This is a genomic window from Streptomyces sp. NPDC002935 (assembly GCF_040611295.1).
In the GTDB taxonomy this organism is placed as follows: Bacteria; Actinomycetota; Actinomycetes; order Streptomycetales; family Streptomycetaceae; genus Streptomyces.
Genome location: NZ_JBEXNW010000003.1, coordinates 222004 through 238952 on the forward strand (window position 1 = coordinate 222004; position 16949 = coordinate 238952).

Sequence of the window (16949 nt, forward strand, 5' to 3'; positions counted from 1 at the left end):
TTAGGGTTCCCCTGTGAGCGCACCCACCGAGAAGCCCTTCCTCTATGTCATCGTCTGCGCGGCGGGCATCGCCGAGGACATCGGCACGTTGATCAGCGCGGCGCAGGCACGGAACTGGGAGGTCGGCGTCATCGCCACGCCCCAGGGCCTCGGTTTCTTCGACGCGTCCGAGGTCGAGGCGCGGACCGGCCGTCCGATCCGCTCCGCCTGGCGGGCACCCGGCGACCCGCGGCCGTTCCCCGCGCCCGACGCGGTGGCCCTCGCGCCGGCCACCTTCAACACCGTCAACAAGTGGGCGGCCGGCATATCCGACACCCTCGCCCTCGGGACGCTGTGCGAGGCGTACGGACTCGGCGTCCCGATCGCCGTACTGCCTTGTGTGAACGAGGCGTTGGAGGCTCACCCCGCCTACCGCGCGAGTGTCGAGCGGCTGCGCGAGATGGGTGTCCGCTTCGGCGACCCCTATGCCGGGGACGGCCAACAGGACGGCGGGCGAAGGGATTTCCGGTGGGAGCGGGTGCTGGACCTGCTCACGCCCGAGCGGTGACGGCGGCTCGGGTCACGTGAGACAGGTGACAGGCGACAGGACGCGGGTGGCAGGCGGCGGCAGGTGACAGCGGGTCGGCTCACGTTCGACGGAGGATCGTGATCGAGTGGCCGACCTCCTCGACCGGACGGCTGGTGGCGAGCAGGGCCGTCAGCCGGGCGTCGGCCTTGTCGATCGAGGTGTCGGACACGACGAGCAGCCCATGCACCCGCTCCGCGGGCACCTTGCGCGGGTCGGCCGCGTCGATGCCGTAGGCGGACGGCACACCGGCGCCCTTGTACACGAGCCATACCTTCTCGTGCGGGTAGTGCTCCTCCAGCCGGTCGGCGAGACGGCCGAGGTCCTGGCCCCAGTCGACGTTCGAGTCGTGCAGGCGCAGATAGGTCTTCTCCGGCCCGCCGAACGCCTCGTTCGAGTACGGCAGGTAGTACGGGTACGTCATCAGCGAACTGACGGCGACGAACAGGACCAGCGCCGCCGTGACGATCCCCGCCCACCGTCGGCGCACGACGACCGCACAGCCCGCCGCGACCGCGAGGAACACCGGCATGAAAAGGGCGTAGCGCACGCCGAGATCGCGGGAGCCGGTCATCGCCGTGGCCAGCAGCAGCGCCGGAGGGATCAGGAGGTACGGGGCGGCGGGCCGCAGCCGGCGCACGGCGAGCAGCGCGACCGAACCGGCCGCCCACAGCGCCGCCATGCCGAGCGGGGTCTTCACCAGCAGAGCGGCCGGCAGGTAGTACCAGAGGGAGCCGCTGTAGAGACGGCCGAAGAGGAACCCCTGCCACGTCGCGTTCTCGAAGCCGAACTGGACCCGCATCCCGTCCCGGTACGGCTGCGGCACGGGCAGCCGGTCGATGAGCAGCGCGCGCAGTCCGTGCACGCTGGGTAGGTCCGCGGGCGCCGTCCAGCGCAGCCGGGGATCGACGGCCAGATACGACGCCCACACCACCGCGACAGCCACCACGGCCAGCCCGGCCGCGGCCGCCGCACCGAGTCCGAGCAGCCGGACCCTCGCCCGCGCGTCGCTCCGCGGCGCCGCGTCCGCGTCGGGGCGGCCCGCGTGCCACACGGACACGACCGCGAGGAGCAGCAGCACCGGAACGGCCGGCAGCATGCTCATCTTCGTCGCCACCGCCGCGCCGAGCGCCGCCCCGGTGAGCGGCACGTACAGGAACGGCCGTCGCCTGGCCCGCCACACCAGCCACACCGATGTCAGCAGGAAACCCGACGCGGGCACGTCGAGCGTGGCCAGCGAGCCGTGCGCGATCACGTCGGGCGAGAACGCGTAGAGCGCGAGGGCCACCAACGCGCCCACGCGGCCCACGAGTTCACGGGCGAACGCGAGGACGACCAGACCGGACAGCAGCGTCAGGACGATCACCGGCAACCGTGCCCACAGCATCACCCGCCAGGGATCGTTGCCGGACTCGTACAGCACATGCCGCCCGAGTTCCGTCTGGTCGCCCCGGAACGCGGGATCGAGGTGCGGGTGCGCGAACAGCAGCCCGCTCCCGATGATGAGCTTGCCGAGCGGCGGATGCTCGGGGTTGTAGCGCAGGTCGTGCTGCTGGACGTAGACCGCCGCCGTGCCCACGTACACGGGTTCGTCGATCGTCGGCGTCTGCTCCACCGCCGTACTGACCATGGCGAAAGCCATCTGGGCCAGCAGCATGACCACGGCCACCACGAACAGGGCCCGTCGGTGCCGTCGCAGCCGCTCGAAGCGGCTCGGCGGTGCCGTCGCGCTGTTCACCGGCACGCGGTCGTCGTGCCTGCTGGCCATGAATGTCGGCATGCCCTTTGTTACGTCCGCTCCGTGCGAGCCTGCTCATCGGCCGGCGCCCGGATTCGGGTGCGCGTCGAGGCGCCGGCCGGATGATCCGGCCGGCGCCCAGGCTGGGGAGTCACGAGTATGCCCGGCCTTCCGCGCGACTCAAGGGCTCGCGGGCGGCCGCGTACGCGCTGCGGGCGGTCTCGGCCTCGCCCCGCTCTCGACTCAGTACGCCTCAGTACGCCTCAGTTCGCCTCAGTACGGGGAGGCCGGGTCACGCGGCCCTGCCGAGACCGCCCTGCGCAGGGCGGCCCGCCAGGCGAAGGCCACGGCCAGCTCGACCAGACCGATCAGGATCATCCACAGGCCGAGCAGCCGGGTCAGGGCGCGGGCCGACTCGGTCGGCAGCGCCAGCACGACGATCCCCGCGATGATGCCGATCGCGGCCGCGCACAGGACGAAGCCGCGGTGCGGCAGGTCCTTGCTGGCCAGGGCCGTGTACGCGGTCAGCACACCGGACACGAGCCAGACGACGCCGACGATCAGGGACAGCGCGGCGATGGTCTGCAGCGGGTTGCGCAGACACAGGATGCCGGCCAGCACGTAGAGAACCGAGATCAGCAGACTGGCGAACCGGTTGCCCTGCTCCCGGTGGCCGAACACCGACACGAAGCGGAACAGGCCGATCACGAGCAGATAGAGGCCGAGGAGAACGGCGAGAATGTGCAGGGTCTCCTCCGGCCAGACCAGGACCAGGATGCCCGGGATCAGCGTCGCGATCGCCGAGCCGAGGAGCCAGGTCCAGGAGGCGCCGACTCCGGCCAGCACCGCCGCGGGGTCACCCGGGGGCCCGGAAAACGAATCGTCGGGCCTGGGCTCCGATCCGTTGTACGGTGCCGAACCACGCGATTCGGTCATGGCTCCTCCTCACGCGGTCGAGCGGACCACTGCCGGACCGCCGACGGGACGGTGGGTGGGATTCCCGGCATCCAGCGTCCCGTGCGCCGGCGTCCCGCGGGTCACCCCCGACGGGTGATCCTCGCGGCTACTCCGGCAGTTGGCGCATCTCCACGACGCGCAGCCCCAGCGACCGGCAGCGGGCCAGCAGCCCGTACAGATGTGCGTCGTCGACGACGGGGCCGAAGAGGATGGTCTGTCCGGAGATCAGCACGTGATCCATCTCCGGGAACGCCTCGGAAAGCGTCTCCGACAGATGTCCCTCGACGCGGATCTCGTACTGCATGCGGGGCTCCCCCCGGCGAGCGGCCTGGGGTGGGCGGACGGCACCCTTCCCTACGATCATCCGGCTCACCGCCGCGCCCGCCCTCACCCGCAGAAGGTGAACCTGGGGGCGGGCGTCGGGATCACGCGGGCCCGAGGGAGCCGGCCTCGGTGCCGGTGCCGGGGGAGTCCTTCCGGCCTGCCCGCCCGGTCGGCAGGTGCGTCGTGACCAGGAAACTGGCGAGCGTGATGCCGCCGGCCGCGAGGATCGCCGCCTTCAGGCCGTTCAGCTGCGCCGTCGCGTAGGAGTCCGTGACGGCGGCGACTTCGGACGGCGGCAGTCCGGCCTCCTCGGCCGCCGAACGCACCTCGTCGGTGGGGACGAAGCTGATGCCCGCTTCGAGCGCGACACTGGTCTGCTGGCGTGCCTCCTGCGACACGTCCGGGTTGTTCGCCACCTGGGTGGTGAAGGCCTGGGCCAGGGCGCCGATGAGGATCGAGCCGATGAGCGCGGTACCGAGCGCGGAGCCGAGATTCTGGGCGGTGAACTGGAGCCCTCCGACCTCGCTGCGCTCCTCCTCGCCGACGGTGGACTGCACCACGTTGCCCAACTGGGAGGCGAGCAGGCCCATGCCGACGCCCAGCAGGGCCATGGCTCCGGCGAACTGGGAGTCGTCGATGACCGGGTCGATGGTGCCCAGCAGCCACGCGATGGCTCCGAGCAGGGTCAGCAGGGCCAGTCTGACCACACGGCGCGGCCCCATCACCCGCCCGAGCCTGGAGGCGAGGACGGAGGCCGCCAGCATGGTGATGGACACCGGGAGCAGCCGCAGTCCCGTCTGGAACGCGTCGAAGCCCTGCACCACCTGGAGATACAGCGGGATGGCGAAGAACAGCCCCAGCAGGATGAGGTTCTGGCTGAGCAGCGTCAGCAGACCGGAGCGCAGCGGCAGTTTGTGCAGCAGGGCGAGATGGATCAGGGGGTCGGTGCCGTGCTGCTCCCTCCGGCGCTCCCACTTGGCGAACGCGGCCAGGACGAGCACGCCGGCGGCGACGACGAACAGCGTCGGAGGGAAGCCGAAGATGGTGAAGGGCGGGTTGCGCGGCTGTACCCAGCCCCAGGAACTGCTCTGAAGGACACCGAGCACGCCCAGTCCCAGCCCGGCCGCGGACAGAGCGGAGCCCACGCCGTCCAGCCGGGGGCGGGGCTCGGGTCGGGGCGATTCGGTGATCGCCCCGCGGAAGAGGAGCATCGCGACAACGACCACGACCTCACCCGCGAAGACCAGACGCCAGGTGAGGTACGTCGTCACCCAGCCGCCCAGCAGGGGTCCGACCGCGATGCCCGCGCCGGCGAGGCCGCCGATGACGCCGTAGGCGACGGCCCGGTCCCGTCCGGTGTAGGCCTCCGCCACGAGGGCCGCCATGGCCGGCAGCACCATGGCGGCACCGAGGCCTTCGATGACCGACCAGCCGAGCGCGAGAGCCCAGACGGTGGGAGCGACGGCGGTCAGGGCCGACCCGACGCCGTAGACCATCAGTCCGATGATGAACAGGCGACGGCGTCCGAGGATGTCACCGAGCCGCCCGCCGGTGGCCATGAAGGCCGCCATGACCAGCGCGTAGAGCGTGATGACCGCCTGGATGGCGGTGACCTCGGTGTCGAAGTCCTCGACCAGCTGGCTGATGGACACGTTCATGACGGAGGTGTCCAGGACCATCAGGAACTGGGCCGTGCCGAGCACCATCAGAGCGCGCCAGTGTTTCACCGGTAACCACCTCATCGAGTCGGCCCGCGACGCTGGTGCGTCGAACAGTGGCATCCGGCCCCTGCTCCGCTCCCATGACACCCGAAGAAGGCGCGCCGCGCCTCCCCCGCCGCGGGCGACCGGAGTCTGCCTTGCGACTTTCGGCACAGCGGGTGACGATCAATGTGCGGGGGCTACCGGGGAGGGAGCTGTGGACCCGGACCGCATCGGATCGAACGCGTCGCCGCAGCCGAGAGATCGCGGAGGCAGAACCCCATGGCAGGGCTCCTGACCCCAGGGGGTGACCCCCTGCTCGCCGTCCGGTTCACCGTCCCGGACCTGACGGAGACCTTCGTGCGCAGGCCGCGTCTGGTCGGACGTCTCGCCGAGGGTGTTCAGGGCCCGCTGACCCTGGTGAACGGGCCCGCGGGCGCGGGCAAGACACTTCTGGTCGCCCACTGGATCTCCACGATGGACCATCCGGGTGATGTGGCCTGGCTGACCGTGGAACACGAGGACACCGGCCCCGGCATCTTCTGGACGTACGTCCTGGAATCCCTGCGGCGTCACGGAGCGGCGGTTCCGGACGACATCGGAAGCCCCTCCAGCCCCGGCGATGTGGACCACTCCCTGCTGACGCGGCTCGCGGCCTGGCTGAGCGAGCGCGCCGATCCGGTGATCCTGGTGCTCGACGAGTTCGACCGGGTGGGAGCCTCGGCCGAGATCGCCGACGAACTCCAGTTCGTACTGCGCCACGCGGGTGGCGGTCTGCGCCTGGTGATCGTCAGCCGTACGGAGCCGCAGTTGCCGCTGCACCGCTATCGCGCCGCCGGAGCGGTCGCCGAGGTCCGGGGCGCCGACCTGGCGTTCGTCCCGGGGGAAACGGCCGCCCTGCTGAGCCGCCACGACATCCGGCTGTCGGACGACGGCGCCCGGTCGCTGACGGAGTGGACCGGAGGCTGGGCCGCCGGGCTGCGGCTGTGCATCCTCGCGGCGCAGCACGTGGACGATCCGGACACGTTCATCAAGAACTTCGAGGCGGGCCAGAGCACCCTCGCCGACTTCCTGCTGGCCGAGGTGCTCGAAGCGCAGTCGGACGAGACGCAGGACCTGCTGCTGCGGTCGAGCATCCTCGAACAGATCCATCCCGATCTGGCCAACGCCCTGACGGGCCGGGACGACGCGGAACCCATCCTGGCCGGGCTTCAGCACGCCAACGCGTTCGTCGAGGCCATCGGCCACTCGTGGTACCGGCTGCACCCCCTGTTCGCGGAGATCCTGCGCGTCCATCTGCGCGTCCGGCATCCGGGCCTCGAGCCCGAGCTGCACCGGCGGGCCGCCCGCTGGCTGAGCGACGCGGGACTGCTCGCGGAGGCCCTGCCGCATGCGGCAGGGGCCGGCGAATGGGAGCTTGCGGCGGGCCGGTTCATCGACGAGCTGGCCATCGGGCAGCTGCTGACCGGACTCGACGCCGAGCGCCTCGACGGACTCTTCGCCGCCATGGCGCCGGACGCCGCCGGGCCGGCCGCGTGCCTGGTGCGCGCCGCCCGTGAGCTCGTCCGCCACGACGTCGACCGAGGTCTCGACCAGCTGCGCCGGGCCGGGGAGAACCTGACCGAGGAGAGCGTCCACGCGCCGGCCCTGCGGTTGAGCCACGGTCTGCTGCGGGTGTTCGCCGCCCGCCTGACCGGCTCGGCCGACGCGGCGCAGGCGGCCGCCGAGGACGTGACGGCCGCGCAGCGGTCCCTCCCGGCCGAGCGGCTGGAACAGCACCCGGAGCTGTCGGCCCTGATGCTCACGGACCTGGGGTCCGCGCAGCTGTGGGCGGGACAGTTCGAGGCCGCCCGGAGCGCGCTGTCCGCCGCCGCACAGGTGGATGACGGACCGTCCACCGCGTACCCCCGGCACGAATCGCTCAGCCGGCTCGCCCTGATCGACCTCCTGTGCGGCTGGCCGAGCCGCGCGGAGTCGCACGCGCGGGCGGCGGTCGCCGAGGCGGAGCGCTCCGGACTGCCGCCCGCTGCACGGACGGGGGTCGCCCAGCTCGTCCTGGCGGCGGTGGCCGTCGACCGTGACGACCTGGCCGCGGCGCAGACACACCTGGACCAGGCGACCGCCTCCCCCATGGCCTCGCACGACCCCGTGGCGGCGGCGGGCCACGGTCTCCTGCGCTCGCGGATGCTGCTGGCCAAGGGGCATCCGAAGGAGGCGTTGCGCGTCCTGCAGGAGTTGAAGCGCCCGCCGCGCGGCGTCGAGCCCTCGCCATGGGTCAGCGACCGGGTGGCCCTGGTCATGTCCACCGCGTACCTGGCCCTGGGTGATCCGCTCGCCGCGATGGAGGTACTCGTGGAGGAGGGGGCCACCGGACCGGAGGCCACGGTGGCCGCCGCCCGCACCCGGCTCGCGACCGGCGACAGAGAGGCGGCGCGCGTCCTGCTCGACGGACTCTCCACCGAGCTGGACGAGGGGCCGGGCATCGCCGTCCGGGTGCTGCTGGCGCGGGCGCAGGCCGCGGACGCGACGGGCGACGACTTCACCGCCCAGCGGCTGCTGGCGCGGGCCCTGCGCATGGCCAGGCCGGAGCATCTGAGACGGCCGTTCGTGGAGGTCGGCGGTCCCTGGCTGCGGTCACTCGTGCGCCGCCGGCCCGCACTGGCCCAGGGCCACGAGTGGCTACCGGTCATGGCGGCGGTCCGGGGCACGGAGCCGGGCCCGCAGGCCGTTCACGCACCGGTGATCGAACCGCTCAGCGATCGCGAGCGGGAGGTGCTGGAACGCCTGGCGCAGATGATGTCGAGGGACGAGATCGCCGCCGACCTGCATCTGTCGGTCAACACCGTCAAGACCCACCTGAAGAGCGTCTACCGCAAGCTCGCAGCGACCCGCCGGGGCGAGGCCGTACGACGGGCCCGCGATCTGCACCTCCTGTGAGCCGCGGGTCCGTGCCGTCCGGTGTCTCCGCCCGGTACCGACCGGGCTATGCGGTGTCCGTGTCCGGCCGTGCCACGCAGAGCGCCCAGATCACGAAGGCGTACAGGGCTATCAGCGTCAGCGACCAGACGGGGTAGTACGGGATGTCGAGGAAGTTGGCGATGATCAGCAGCGCCGCGATGCCGACGCCGATCGCGCGTGCCCAGGTGGCCGCCGTGAACAGGCCGAGGCTCACGATCACGGCGACCGCGCCGAGCGCCAGGTGGATCCAGCCCCAGCTCGTCAGGTCGAACTTGAAGACGTAGTTCTGGCTGGTGACGAAGACGTCGTCCTCGGCGATCGCCATGACGCCCCGCAGGATGTCCAGGACGCCGGCGACGAACAGCATCACCGAGGCGAAGATCATCAAGCCGCTGGCCGCCGTCAGGGTGGTCTTGGAGTGGGTGTGATGCTGGGTGGTTGCCATGGCAGAACCTCCGTTGCACGGCTGCGACCGCAGCCACTCGTCACCCAGCGTGCGCCGGACCATCCCCTCCGACCTCACCCGCCAGGGGTGACGATGTGAGGAGAGAGATCGGACCAGCGCCGGGCCCCCGCCGCGGCTCAGTGGCCCAAGCGCGCCCTCAGCTCGGGCTGCAGCAGGTCTCCGTGGGCTCGTACGAGGTCGTCGCACAGGTCCCAGATGCGCTCGACGGGGAGGGCGGCGGCCGTCGCGGGGTCGGCCATCGCGGCGTGCCGGATGTGGCGCGGTTCGTGATCGGTGGCCGCGCGGACCACGAGGTCGTTCACGGCGACGTACGCGCTGTTCAGTGCCGCGCACTGCGGCGGCAACGCGCCGACGCGGGTCGGCTGCACCCCCAACGCGTCGGTCAGGCAGGGGACTTCGACGACGCAGTCCGCCGGGAGGTTGTCGATCAGGCCACGGTTCGGCACATTGCCGTAGATCGTGCGCGGCGTACCGGTGAGCGTGCTGTGGATGATCTGCGGCGCGTACTCCAACGTGCCCTCGACGGGGAGGGGCGCCCCCGAGGCGAGCGCCTCGCGGGTGCGCCGGTAGCTCGCCGCGTTCTCCTCGATGATCTCCAGATAGGCGCCCACCGGCAGCCGGAGCCGCTCGATCTCGCTGTCGTGGTGGAGGTACCACGGCACGTACTCCGAGGAGTGCTCGCTCGTCTCGGTGGGGTAGTGGCCGAGGCGGCGGTACATGTCCACGCGGACCCGGCGCAGCAGCCCCGGGTCCTTGGCGATGGCCTCGTCCAGGAGGGGGTAGAGGTCCTGGCCCGCGCGCTCGAAACGGAGCACCCACGCCTGGTGGTTGACCCCGGCGGCCAGATGCGTGACCTCTTCGAAGGGCACGCCGACGAGCTGGGCGAGGTCGTGCATCGTCCAGTACACGGAGTGGCACAGGCCGGTGACGCGCAGGGCCGGGGCGATGCGGCTCAGATAGAGGACGTTCATCGCCATGGGGTTGGTGTAGTTCAACAGCAGGGCGTCCGGGCAGAGTTCGGTCATGTCGGAGGCGAGCGCGCGGAGCACCGGGAAGGTGCGCAGGGCGCGGAAGATGCCGCCGATGCCGAGCGTGTCGCCGATGGTCTGGCGCAGTCCGTAGCGGGCGGGGATGTCGAAGTCGGTGCGGGTCGCCCCGTCCATGCCGACCTGGATGATGTTGATGACGAAGTCGGCGTCCTCCAGGGCAGCGCGCCGGTCGAGATGCGCGGTGATCGTGGGCTTGGCGCCGCGCTCGCCGGCGATGTACCGGGCGGCGCCCTCCGCCGTGGCGAGCCGCTCCGCGTCGATGTCGTGCAACGCGATCCGCGCGTGGGCGAGTTCGGGGAACGTGAACAGGTCGGCCAGCAGTCCCTGGGTGAACACCACACTCCCGGCCCCGATGAAGGCGATCTTCGCGGCGGTGACGTCGTTCATGAACGGCTCCAGGTGTCGGAGGTGCGGGGAGTTTCTGAAGTGCCGCCGACTTCAGGCGTGTTCGCGACTTCAGGAGTGTTCGCTCCTTCGGCGGTGGACCGGGGAACACCGGACCCGGGCACGGTGGACCGGGGTGAGGCGGTCGCGGCGCGGGCCTCGTCCCACGTGGGCTGGGCCGCCGTACCGCCGTGCGCCCGTGTCGACAGCGAACCGCAGGCCGCGGCCACCGCGAGCGCGGAGCGCAGGTCCAGCCCCCGCAGGGTCGCGGCGACGAATCCGGCGTCGAAACTGTCGCCCGCGCCGACACTGTCCACGGGGTCCACGGGCACGGCCGGCGCCCGCGACAGCCGTGTCCCTGAGCAGGCGAGGGCTCCGTTCGCGCCGTCCTTGACGACGACCGTCGGTCCCCGGCCGGCCAGGAAGGAGGCGGCCGGGACCAGTTCGGGCTCCCCGGACAGCGCGCACGCCTCGGCCGCGTTGGGCAGCAGAAAGTCGGTGAACTTCAGCACCGGGTCCAGGAGTTCGTGGTCCCAACGGCCGGCGGGATCGTCATTGGTGTCGAGCGACGTCGTCGCGCCCGTCTCCCGCGCCCGGGCGAACACCTCGGCCAGCGACCGCGCCAGACGGGGCATCAGGAAGAACGAGGCCGCGTGCACATGCCGGGCGGCCGCGATCAGGTCCCGCGGCACGTCCTCGGGACCGGTCGCCGTGAGACAGCCCGGCGCGGTGAGGATCGCCCTGTCCCCGTCCCCGGCCGTGACGACCGTCGTGAGCGGGGTGGGCAGGACCGGGTCCGTGACCAGGAATCCGACGTCGACACCGCGCCCGGCGAGCGCCTCGCGCACGAAGACACCCGCGGGATCGTCACCGACCCGGCCCGCGAACGCCACGCGCAGCCCGAGCCGCGCGGCCCCGCACGCCATGATCGCCGCGGAGCCGCCCAGCACCAACCCGGCGTGCTCGACGAGCTGTTCGCGCTGCCCGAACTCCAGGGGGCCGCGCAGCGGGCCGACCACGACATCCGGATTGGCGTCGCCGACGACCAGGAGATCGAAGGTCTTCATGACGGCCTATCCCTTCAGCCCGCTCGACGTGAGCGACTGGACAAAGGTCTTCTGCGCGAGCAGGAACGCGACCAGGACGGGCAGCACGGTGATCACATTGCCCGCCATCACCGCCGACCACCGGGTGTGATGTTGTCCCTGGAACGTCGTCAGACCGAGTTGCAGCGTGTACCGGGTGTCGTGGTTGATCGCGATGAGAGGCCAGGACAGATCGTTCCAGGTGCTCAGGAACGTCAGCACCGCGACCGTGGCCAGGGCCGGCCGGGCCAGCGGCAGCACGATCGAGAACAGCACCCGCAGCCGCGAACACCCGTCGATCCAGGCCGCCTCCTCCATCTCCCGGGGCAGGGCGAGGAAGAACTGCCGGAACAGGAAGACCGCGAACGGGGTGACGAGCGACGGCACGATCAGCGCGCCGAGCGTGTCGATGAGCCCCAGCTCCTTCATCACCAGGAAGGTCGGGATCATCGTGAGCTGGAACGGGATCACCATTGTCGCCAGCATCAGGCCGAGCAGCACGCGCGATCCGGCGAACCGCATCCGCGCGAAGGCGTAGCCGCCGAGTGCCCCCAGCAGCAGATTCGACAGGACTGCCGCGGCCGCGACGATCAGTGAATTGGCGAACCAGCGGGGGAACATGGCGTTACCGAGTACATACCGGTAGCCGCCCAGGTCGATCCCCTCGGGCCACAGCGCGGGCGGGAAGCGGTTGATCTCCGCGTTGGACATCACCGAGCTGAGCACCAGCCACACCAGCGGCAGCGCGAAGCACAGGGCCAGCGGCGCCAGCAGCAGGTGCCGGCCGCTCGGCCTCCGGGTCGTCGCGGGTGAACTCATCGGGCCGCTCCTTCCATACGTTCCTGCCGGCGCCGTACGAGGTGCAGCGCCCCGCCCGCCACCAGCAGGGCGAGCGCGAGGACGTACGCCGCCGCGGCCCCGTAGCCCGCCGTGAACATCTGGAACGCCTGCTGCCAGACGAAGTAGACGACCACACCGGTCGAACCGAGTGGCCCGCCCTTCGTCGTCACATAGATCAGGTCGAAGACCTGGAGCGCCGTGATCAGCTGCCACAGCAGCAGGAACACGGTCACCGGAGTGAGGGTCGGCAGGGTGATGTGGCGCAGCACCCGCCAGCGGCCCGCCCCGTCGATCCGCGCGGATTCCACGAGTTCGGGCGGCACGTCCTGGAGCGCGGCCAGATAGACGACGACACAGAAACCGACACCGCTCCAAAGCGAGATCAGCACCAGCAGATAGATCGCTTGGTCCGGGTCGGTCAGAAAGCCCTGCGGGGAGAGCCCGATCTTGTGCAGGAGGGAGTTCGCGACGCCGAACTCCGGATCGAGGATGAACGAGAAGAGCACGCCCTGCGCGGTCGCCGACACCACGAACGGAACGAAGATGAGCGTGCGGTAGAGGCCGATGAACCGGATACGGCGGTTCAGCGCCAGAGCTAGCACCAGCCCGCCGAGCAGGCTGAGCGGCACGTACAGGGCGGTGTACAGCAGCGTATTGCCCACGGCCGTACGGAAGTTGGGGTCCTGGGCCAGCGCCCGGTAGTTGTCGAGGCCGACCCAGCGGCCCGGGGTGACCAGATCGTCGGCGCGGAAGGAGAGGAGCAGCGACCAGACGACGGGCACGATGCTCAGCCCGAGGATCACGATCACCGCCGGGCTGATGAACCCCCAGGCGGTGGCCGTCTCGCGACGGGCACGGCGGCGGGCGGCGCGCCGCGCGGCGGCCGGGGTGACGGTTGCGCCGGGTGCGAGTGTGAGGGCGCGGGGAAGAGTGGACAAGACGGCCTCCTTCAGCTGGGAGTCAGCCGGGAACGTCGGAAGGCGAGGTCACCGGGGGATGAGCAGGGCCGCGTCGGCCTGCTCGGCGCACCGGTGGATGGCACGGGCGGGGGAGTCCTTGCCGAGCAGGACCGAGACGATCGCCTCGCCGAGAGCCTGGGAGATCTGCGGGTAGGCCGCGTGCACGGGCCGGACCCGGGCCGAATCCAGCGCGTCGGTGAACACGTCGAGTCCCGTGGTCCTCGCGGAGTGCTTGCGCCACTCCGGCCGCCGGGCGGTGGCCGAGCTGAGCGGGAGGCTGCCGGCCGAGATGCCCCAGCGCGCGTCCTGGGCCGGCCGGCTCATCCAGCGCACGAACTCGACGGCCGCCCGGGAACGGGCCGAGCCGTTGTCGAACACGGTCCAGGTGTCCGGCCCGGAGATGGTGATCGGTCTGCCGTTGTACGTCGGCAGCGGGACGACGTCGTAGTCGACCTTGGCGGTGATGATGTCCGGAAGCTGCCAGGGGCCGGTCGCCACCATGGCCATCCGGCCGCCCAGGAAGACCTGGTACATCTGCTCGCCGCCGGGCTTCGGGTCGACGTACACACTCTTGTCGCGGGTCAGCCGGGCGAGGGTCTTCAGGGCCTCGGTGCCCTGCTCGGCGAAGCCGATGCCCTTGCCGTCGGCGGCGACCACCTCGCCGCCCAGGTCCCAGATCATCGGCCACAGCCGCCAGACGGTGTCCTCGTCGCCCGTGCCGGGCCAGCCCGTGCCGAACACCCCGCGCCCGGAGTCGGTCAGCCGCCGCGCGGTGTCGACGAACTCGTCCCAGCTCCAGCCCGGCTTCGGGAAGGGGACCCCGGCCTGCCGGAACAGCTTCTTGTTGTAGACGACGGCCAGCGAGTCGAGCACCGCCGGGGCGGCGCGCACCCTGCCGTTGACCGTGACCGCGTCCCGTACCGGCGCCCAGAAGGAGTTCCACGGCGGGGTGCCCTCGCGCACCGCCGACGTCAGGTCGACGACCCGGGGGCTGCGCGCGACGCTCGCCAGGTCCGAGCCGAAGAGGTAGGCGATGTCGGGGTACGAGCCGGCGGCGAGCGCGGCCGTCACCTTCTGGAGCATCGCGTCGGACAGCACCCCGCCGCCCGAACTGTCCACGCGGATGCGCGGATGGGTGCGGTTGAACTCGGCCACCAGCGACTCCACGGCCTTCCTGGCCGTGTCGTTCTGGCCGTGCCACAGCTCGACGGTCACCCGGCCGTCGGCGCCGACGCCGTCCGAGGAGCCGCCGCAGCCGGCGAGGGCCCCGGCGGCCGCCGCGCCCAGGAGCAGTCGGCGCCGCGGAATCACGCGTGTCATCCCGGCCCCCGTCAGCGGGTCCTGCGGACGTAGTCCGCGCTGCCGGGCGTCGAGACCAGCACGTCCCGGCGCACGATGCTCAGCCGGTCGCCGAAGGCCGAACGGGCCTTGCGCAGACCGCTGTCGGTGTACTCGATGACGACCACCCGGTCGTGGAACGCCTTCGCGTACTCCCCGCACTCGTCGTACTCGCCGCACTCCTCCGCCACCGCGAAGTCGAGCCCGGTCCGCGATCTCAGCCCTGCCAGTTCGACGGTGTTCTTCTGCCCGATCGCCAGATGCCGGGCGTGCGCGTGCCGCGACAGCAGGGTGATGAACGCGGTGGCGTCGTCCGGGGTCAGCAGCTTCCGGGAGCGGGTGTAGCTGTCGTAGTTGTCGGGCTCGATCGCGTCGAATCCCTTGGTGGCGCAGTCGTCGATCCATCGGTCGACGCGGGCGGCCACCCGCCGGCGCTTGGCCGGCGTGCGGATGTCGAGCAGTGCCTCGTTCCAGTCCTCGTCGACGACGACCTTGCCGTGCGCGTCCCGCAGCAGCAGGTCGGCGGGCCACTGCCCGCGTTCCTCGGGCTGTGCCTGGAAGGCGTTGACGTAGCAGATGTTGTACAGGCCGGGCGCGGGCGACGACGCGCGGTCGCGGCTGACGACGCGGACACCGGCGGCCGGGGGATAGGCGCCGCCGATCTGGTAGTCGAAACCCGCGTGGAGCGGGGGGAGCGTGACCGCGGTCGACGTCCGGCCGCGGCGGGGTGTCGGTTTGGGCGAGGTGGAGGCCGCTTCGACGGGCGCCGAGGGATCGGCCGTGGTCCCGGACGGCGTCGGCGAGGCGGTCGGGGCCTTGGACGGTTCGCTCGGGCTCTTCGGCGAGGCGCTCGTGTCCTGGCCCGCATCGCAGCCCGCGAGCGTCAGGAGACCGGCCAGGGCCGTGGCTGTGCCCAGAACTCCGGCGCGGAGAACACGTTTGACGGGGGGCATGTCCGCTCCATCAATCGCGAGTACGTCCCCGCCTCGGACGCTGCACGCGATCCTGGCGACTTTGGCCGGACTTGAACACTGTCCGCTACCGGCTGGGCGTACCTCTGCGTGCCGGGTCGCACCACGGCACGCCAGGATCAAATCGTGCATGCCCGACTTCGTCAAGGGCCCGCCCGCGCCAGGGCACCCTCCGGCCATCCCTGACCTGACGCTTTATGGTCAGGGCATGATCGGAGAGCCCATCGAACTGGCCGTGCACGACCACGGGGGAGACGGCCCGCCCCTGCTCCTCATCCACGGAGCGGCCCGCACCCTCGCCGACTGGGCGGCCGTCGCCCCGCTGCTCGTCCCCCGCCACCGGGTGCTCGCCGTCGACCTGCGCGGACACGGTCGCTCACCCGCGGGCACCTGGAGCCTCCCCGAAGTGCTCGCCGACCTCCAACGGGTACTGGAGACCTACGGCATCCCCCACGCGCTGCCCGTGGGCCACTCGCTCGGCGGGATGCTGGCCGTGCTCCACGCGTCGCGGCACCCGGACGTCACGCCCGGCGCGGTGAACCTCGACGGGTACGGATGGGGCCGCCCCGACCAGTACGTGGGACTCGACCCCGCCTACGTCCGGGAACGGCTCATCCAGATCAGGGAGTTGGCGCAGGCCAGGACCGGCCTCCCGCTCTCGGCCGACGGGTTGCGGGAGCTGCTCGATCAACAGCGTGCGACGTCCGAGCAGTTGGGCATCCCGTACGAGCTGTTGGAGGCCTCCGCCGTGCGTTCGCTGCGGGAGCGGCCCGACGGAGGGCTGGACGTGGGACCGCGGCGGGAACACGCGCTGGAGATGCTCGACACGATCGACTCGCTCGACCTCTTCGCCCTGTTCCGCGGCGCCCCCGTACCCCAGCTCCACGGGCGCGCCGTGCGGCCCCTCCCGCCGGTCCCGGGCCTGGACTGGTTCGCGGCACTGACGGCCGCCTACGCGCGGGGACTTGCCCGCGATCTGGCCCAACTGGCCTCGGAACGCGCCGACGTGACGGTCGCCGAGATCGACGGAACCCACGCGATGCTCCTGGAGAACCCGAGGGCCGTCGCCGACGCCGTCCTCGCCTTCACGGCTACGACGAACCCCCTGCCGGAGTAGCCCGCCTCAGTGCGGACCGGCCGCCGGGAAATCCGTGCCGCACGGACCCGCGCCCTCGCTCTCGGGCAGGGCGACGGGTGCGCCGTCCATCGTCAGGGTGCCGTAGAAGCCACCGATGCGCCGGGTGGAGCGGCCGACGTAGTGGCCGATGAAGGAGCGGCGGAAGCGGTCGGCGCTGCGGTTGGGGCCGGAGCCGTGGACGAGGCTGCCGTTGATGAACAGGACGTCGCCCGGTTCCATGTCGACGGGCATGGTGGCCAGGTCCGACGGCGGCGGCACGTACTCGCGGGCGAACGACAGCGCCGGGTCCGCCTCCTGCGGGCAGAACAGTTCGAAGTGCCCGGGGACCGGGCCGGCCGCGTGCAGCGCCGCGAACTCCGCGCACAGTTCATCGATCTCGGCCGGCGTGAACAGCCCGCGCACCACCGCGAAGCCGTCCTCCTCGAACCGGCCGAGCCCGCTCCTGTCCGTGACGGTCATACGCGCGTTCCTTCTCTC

Annotated in this window: 15 protein-coding genes; 3 read left to right on the plus strand and 12 right to left on the minus strand. The window is 71.5% G+C overall.

Annotation, left to right across the window (positions count from 1 at the left end; translation table 11 throughout):
- The first annotated feature begins 13 nt into the window (after window positions 1-13).
- Complete coding sequence (locus ABZX90_RS05035) at window positions 14-547, plus strand: flavoprotein (protein WP_355201558.1); 534 nt, start codon at window positions 14-16, stop codon at window positions 545-547.
- 79 nt (window positions 548-626) lie between these two features.
- On the opposite strand, the gene ABZX90_RS05040 is transcribed toward ABZX90_RS05035, so the two are convergent.
- The 4 genes from ABZX90_RS05040 to ABZX90_RS05055 form a co-directional block, all read right to left on the minus strand.
- On the minus strand, window positions 627-2222 hold the full coding sequence (locus ABZX90_RS05040; protein ID WP_355201775.1) for a phospholipid carrier-dependent glycosyltransferase: 1596 nt from the start codon (window positions 2220-2222) through the stop codon (window positions 627-629).
- 354 nt (window positions 2223-2576) lie between these two features.
- The gene (locus tag ABZX90_RS05045) at window positions 2577-3239 is read right to left on the minus strand and encodes a DUF308 domain-containing protein (RefSeq protein ID WP_351125433.1); all 663 of its coding nucleotides are present in this window, start codon (window positions 3237-3239) and stop codon (window positions 2577-2579) included.
- A 127-nt stretch (window positions 3240-3366) separates the two neighbouring features.
- Entirely contained in the window at window positions 3367-3564 is a 198-nt protein-coding gene (locus ABZX90_RS05050) for a hypothetical protein (RefSeq protein WP_355201560.1), read from the minus strand.
- A gap of 121 nt (window positions 3565-3685) precedes the next feature.
- Window positions 3686-5311, minus strand: a complete 1626-nt coding sequence (locus ABZX90_RS05055; protein WP_351125427.1) for an MFS transporter — start codon at window positions 5309-5311, stop codon at window positions 3686-3688.
- A 255-nt stretch (window positions 5312-5566) separates the two neighbouring features.
- On the opposite strand from ABZX90_RS05055, the gene ABZX90_RS05060 reads away from it, so the two are divergent.
- Complete coding sequence (locus tag ABZX90_RS05060) at window positions 5567-8221, plus strand: LuxR C-terminal-related transcriptional regulator (protein ID WP_355201562.1); 2655 nt, start codon at window positions 5567-5569, stop codon at window positions 8219-8221.
- A gap of 46 nt (window positions 8222-8267) precedes the next feature.
- Here the strand turns inward: ABZX90_RS05060 and ABZX90_RS05065 are convergent, their stop codons facing one another.
- The 7 genes from ABZX90_RS05065 to ABZX90_RS05095 form a co-directional block, all read right to left on the minus strand.
- Window positions 8268-8687 (minus strand): hypothetical protein, encoded by a 420-nt coding sequence (locus ABZX90_RS05065; RefSeq protein WP_355201564.1) that lies wholly within the window; start codon window positions 8685-8687, stop codon window positions 8268-8270.
- 137 nt (window positions 8688-8824) lie between these two features.
- Window positions 8825-10144, minus strand: coding sequence for an alpha-glucosidase/alpha-galactosidase (locus ABZX90_RS05070; RefSeq protein WP_355201566.1), 1320 nt, complete (start codon window positions 10142-10144; stop codon window positions 8825-8827).
- A complete protein-coding gene (locus ABZX90_RS05075) occupies window positions 10141-11208 on the minus strand; it encodes a carbohydrate kinase family protein (protein WP_355201568.1) in 1068 nt (355 codons plus the stop codon). The genes ABZX90_RS05070 and ABZX90_RS05075 overlap by 4 nt, the downstream gene beginning before the upstream one ends.
- A gap of 6 nt (window positions 11209-11214) precedes the next feature.
- Window positions 11215-12045: a carbohydrate ABC transporter permease gene (locus ABZX90_RS05080; protein ID WP_351125412.1), complete on the minus strand. Its 831-nt coding sequence runs from the start codon at window positions 12043-12045 to the stop codon at window positions 11215-11217.
- Window positions 12042-13004: a sugar ABC transporter permease gene (locus ABZX90_RS05085; RefSeq protein ID WP_351125409.1), complete on the minus strand. Its 963-nt coding sequence runs from the start codon at window positions 13002-13004 to the stop codon at window positions 12042-12044. The genes ABZX90_RS05080 and ABZX90_RS05085 overlap by 4 nt, the downstream gene beginning before the upstream one ends.
- Window positions 13005-13052: 48 nt before the next feature.
- Window positions 13053-14345 (minus strand): ABC transporter substrate-binding protein, encoded by a 1293-nt coding sequence (locus ABZX90_RS05090; protein WP_355201570.1) that lies wholly within the window; start codon window positions 14343-14345, stop codon window positions 13053-13055.
- A gap of 11 nt (window positions 14346-14356) precedes the next feature.
- Window positions 14357-15316, minus strand: coding sequence for an endo alpha-1,4 polygalactosaminidase (locus ABZX90_RS05095; RefSeq protein WP_355201572.1), 960 nt, complete (start codon window positions 15314-15316; stop codon window positions 14357-14359).
- A gap of 226 nt (window positions 15317-15542) precedes the next feature.
- On the opposite strand from ABZX90_RS05095, the gene ABZX90_RS05100 reads away from it, so the two are divergent.
- Window positions 15543-16451: an alpha/beta hydrolase gene (locus ABZX90_RS05100; protein WP_355201574.1), complete on the plus strand. Its 909-nt coding sequence runs from the start codon at window positions 15543-15545 to the stop codon at window positions 16449-16451.
- 6 nt (window positions 16452-16457) lie between these two features.
- Here ABZX90_RS05100 and ABZX90_RS05105 read toward each other — a convergent pair whose 3' ends face one another.
- Window positions 16458-16931: a phytanoyl-CoA dioxygenase family protein gene (locus tag ABZX90_RS05105; protein ID WP_355201576.1), complete on the minus strand. Its 474-nt coding sequence runs from the start codon at window positions 16929-16931 to the stop codon at window positions 16458-16460.
- Between the last annotated feature and the right edge of the window lie 18 nt (window positions 16932-16949).